The following is a 3,599-nucleotide window of genomic DNA, read 5'->3' as shown; positions in this document are numbered from 1 at the left end:
CGTCTAAAGCCAATGCAGAACCTGCACCTGCCATACCAATTTGTTTCTGTCCTTGTAAATTAACCTGGAAACCCTGCCCCAAAACCCAAAGTGGGGCAGAAAGTAATGCGCTCAATAAAAATTTTTTCATATATAAATGGTTATACACAAATATATACTATGCTAACATAGCAAACAAACATTTGTTTGTAAGATTTTGAATAGTCTTACGCTTGAGCGGTTGGCCCGCCGAAGCCCATAGGAAAAGGTGGTTCTTCTTGAGTTTTAATACGCCCGTTTACGGCTTCGAATTTCTGAATATTATCTTCCAATGCTGCTAATAAACGCTTTGCGTGTTCTGGAGTTAAGATAATTCTTGATTTAACTTTTGCCTTCGGAATTCCCGGCATTACACGGATAAAATCTAATACAAATTCTGTATTAGAGTGGGTAATGATGGCTAAGTTAGAAAAAATTCCTTCAGCGATTTCTTCCGATAACTCTATATTTAATTGATTCTCGTTTTGTTGTTCTTCCATAATAGCTCAAAAATAAAAAATTCCACTGCTTAAGCGGAATTTAAAACATAATGTTTGAAATAAAATTAAATTTTATGGCGCTTTAAATGTTATTTCTCTAAAAAATCTAACACAGCAATAGCTAATGCTTTTTTTATTGCCTGCAATAGCCATTGCTTTACTTGTATATATTTTGCCGAAATTCACAATGCACCAGGCAGATCATCAACCCCACAAAAAAGTATTTGGCTTCATCTATTATTTGTTTAGCATCGGTTTTACGCGTTTTAAAATTTCATCAGCAGTAACCGTTGATAAAGATTTTAAGTTGAAATTTTCTAAAGCTTTATTCAATTCCTCAAGTGCTGCTGTATTCTTATTTTTGGTATAAAGTGCCTGCAGTTGCTTAATTTTCTCAAAATCCTGTCCACCTTCAATCAATTTTTCAAACCTGACCGATGTTAATGGTCCGGGATAAACCTGATAAGTATCGCCAGCGGGCCAAGCTGTAAAACGCGTATCGGTTAAAGGATTTTTGGTCCAGCTGTTATATGCCCAACGCAAATAACCGTCCATATTTTTATTGGCGGTATACCAACCCATCCATACCTGTTCTGCAGGCGAAGAGAAACTGAATGCATTTGGGTAAGGTTCGGTACAGCAAGTATACCAGGTGCTGGTTTTACCTTGCTCGTTACGTTTTTGCAACACATCAGCCGGAAATTCCCATTTTGAAGCAATGCAATAATTATCGATATCTTTTTCGATTTCCTGATGGTATTCACCAGCTAAAGCAAGTTTCCATTTCGGATCAACACTTTTTAATAGTTTAATTACAGCCTGCATAGCTTTCATCGGGCGCTCATCCATAGCGATATATGTCTTCTCGAACCAGTTCTTAGCTTTTAAATGTTTGGTGAAATCGGTAAGCATGTTCTTCCAAAATGCATCATAAGCAGGTGTTCCAATAGCTTCTGTAAAAACAACCTCTTTTTGTGCAGTTTCATCCCAATAGGTAAAAGCAATTTTCCACGGCACCATACTGTAGCAATTAATGCGTTGATTTATACCAGTGGTCATTACAAAAGCAATGTATCTATCAAATAGGCTATAATCGTAAAGCCAACTGCCATCTTTTTTCTTTATCCATTTGATTAAACTTGGATAATCATCGTAGGTTTGATGCCCCCAGGGTTCATTTACAATACTTGCTGTAATTGTTTTCTGTCCGGCATTGGCCAACATTGTATAATATGGTTTCATTAATACAAAATGTTCGTCGCTCCATAATTTTACGTTATGCGCCCGGGCAATAGCAGCGGGATGCTGCCATAAATCTAAATCGTATTTCCACTCACTTGGAGGTGGTAAAGTTTTATCGAGTACTTTGATTTTAATGGGCAAATTGTATTCCTTTTCCCCTTTAATTTTGACTGTTCCAGCGTAACTTCCGGCTTTTACATTAACAGGAACTTTTATACTTAACCAAACTGGTTGTGTATTTTTAGTATTAATGCTGATCGTATTAAGTTTGGTATCGATCAGGTCTGCTACATATGATGAATCAAAATCTGCAGCTTTACGGTAGCCACAGCCATCTCTAAACTCGTCGGTAATTACATATTTAATTATACCTGAAGTAATGTTTTCTTTTTTTATGCTATTGCCTTGTTGATCTTTGAGATCAGAAACCTGAATACTGATGTTGATATGCTTAGCTTTTGTCCAAAGCAACAGCTGGGTATGTACTTTTTCTCCTTTCCAGGCAGCAGTATTCCATGTATTTTGAATTGAAATGGCTGGAGGTATATCTTTTGCAAACCTGAGGTTACTATTAGCAAAGCTAATATTTAAACCTTCAGAGGTATTATTCCACTCCTTATTTATAGTTTCGCTATCTGGCAATTTTGCTTTTTGTAAGGCCAGACTAACATCCTGAGCTGCGCTTGTTAAACCCAAGCCCATGATTAATATCACAGATAAAAACTTCATAAACCTAAGTTAATCAAACCTAACAGAATAAGATTAAGTGATTAAGAAGGTGCCTCTACGCAAACGTTTGACGGACCGTAACAAAATAGATAGATTCTTTCATAAAACAAAAAAGCCCTCTGAATAAAAATTCAGAGGGCTTATAATTACTATTAAAATCTAAGCTTCTACTTCTTCTTGTTTCGAAGCTAATAATTTATCGTATTCTTCTTGTGAACCAACGATGATTCTTTCGTAACCACGTACACCAGTACCTGAAGGGATTAAGTGACCAACGATCACGTTTTCTTTCAAGCCTAACATATTATCGCGTTTACCTGCAATAGCTGCCTCATTTAATACTTTCGTAGTTTCCTGGAACGAAGCTGCAGAAATGAACGATTTAGTACCTAATGATGCACGTGTAATACCTTGTAAGATAGAACTTGCAGTTGCTGGTCTTGCATCTCTAACCGTGATCTGTTTTAAATCTTTACGTTTCAATTGAGAATTTTCGTCTCTTAATCTACGCAATGAAACAATCTGACCTGGTTTGAAATCTGTAGAATCACCTGCATCTTCAACCACTTTCTTGTCGTACATCGCATCGTTCTCGTCGGCAAAATCCCAACGGTCAACAGCATTGTTTTCTAAGAAAATAGTATCACCTGGATCTTCAATGTGAACTTTCTGCATCATCTGGTGAACAATTACCTCGAAGTGCTTATCGTTAATTTTCACACCTTGTAAACGGTAAACCTCTTGAATACCATTTACCAGGTATTCTTGAACCGCTGCAGGGCCTTTAATTGATAAGATATCCGCAGGAGAAATTGAACCATCTGATAAAGGCATACCTGCTTTTACAAAGTCGTTATCCTGAACAAGGATGTGTTTCGACAATGGAACCAAGTATTTTTTAACTTCACCATCTTTCGATTCGATTGTAATTTCACGGTTACCACGTTTAACGCCACCTAAAGTTACCACACCATCAATCTCAGTTACTACAGCTGGGTTAGATGGGTTACGCGCCTCAAATAATTCCGTTACACGAGGTAAACCACCTGTAATATCTCGGGTTTTACCAGTTGCACGAGGAATCTTAGCGATAATCTGACCAGTTTGGAT

Annotated in this window: 2 protein-coding genes and 1 pseudogene; all 3 read right to left on the bottom strand. The window is 37.1% G+C overall.

The genetic code is table 11. From position 1 onward, the window contains the following. Positions 1-206: 206 nt before the first annotated feature. Entirely contained in the window at positions 207-518 is a 312-nt protein-coding gene (locus AC1DPQ_RS21355; RefSeq protein ID WP_055914859.1) for a DUF3467 domain-containing protein, read from the bottom strand. A gap of 237 nt (positions 519-755) precedes the next feature. Next, positions 756-2,489, bottom strand: a complete 1,734-nt coding sequence (locus tag AC1DPQ_RS21350; RefSeq protein ID WP_477582262.1) for a DUF4091 domain-containing protein — start codon at positions 2,487-2,489, stop codon at positions 756-758. Positions 2,490-2,648: 159 nt separating this feature from the next. Continuing rightward, positions 2,649-3,599: pseudogene (locus AC1DPQ_RS21345) on the bottom strand (DNA-directed RNA polymerase subunit beta'); the annotation flags it as partial.

The sequence above is a fragment of the Pedobacter sp. 01T416_2 genome (genome assembly GCF_056398925.1).
Note: the sequence above shows the minus strand (reverse complement) of the source record. Positions and strands in the feature narration are given on the sequence as shown.